The sequence below is a fragment of the Bacteroides sp. AM54-2NS genome (assembly GCF_003602935.1).
Lineage (GTDB): Bacteria > Bacteroidota > Bacteroidia > Bacteroidales > Bacteroidaceae > Bacteroides > Bacteroides xylanisolvens.
On the sequence record NZ_QTMZ01000148.1, the window covers coordinates 1 to 600 of the forward strand.

1 pseudogene is annotated in these 600 nt (G+C 40.0%); it reads left to right on the forward strand.

The features are described from left to right. Positions 1 to 19 precede the first annotated feature (19 nt). Positions 20 to 600: pseudogene (locus tag DXA05_RS26235) on the forward strand (hypothetical protein); the annotation flags it as partial.

Consider the following 600-nt stretch of genomic DNA (forward strand, 5'->3'; position numbering starts at 1 on the left):
GTGCGAAGAAAATCCAGATATGGACGAGGCGCTAAAGAGTAAAGTGAAATTTTCCGTTAATAGTTCTAAGATAACGATGTTGCAACCGTATGGATTGAAAGTGGGGCTTCTTGATAGATTGCAGACAACCAAGATAGAATATTGGATAAAATGGGAAGATATGGTGGATACTGATCAAGGTTGGCTGTTGCAAGAAGGTAATTCTTTGAAATGTGATGTTTCTGCCATACGTCCCGGTTGTTTTAAGGTCTTTGCTGTTGTTACACTTTCAGATAATACCGTTATTACAACGGATTTAAAAGACATTGAGGTTCGATACCCTCATGCAGACAAGGATATCGCCAATTCTCCGGTTGTGAAGGCTAAAATGGAAGAGGTCTGGCAGGCTACCAAGAATGCTATGACTACGACACATAGACAGGAAAAAGGTTGTTGGATTTATTTGAATACATTGACTGGTCAATATGAGTTTGGAGATATTGATAATGGTCCCTTGGTCGAAAATAACGGAAAGGATGGTGGTCATATTTCTCCTTCTGTTCCTAAGAAAGTAAAGCAGTCGGAATCTCCTTTGGAACATGGGTACTATCGAGTCGCTTA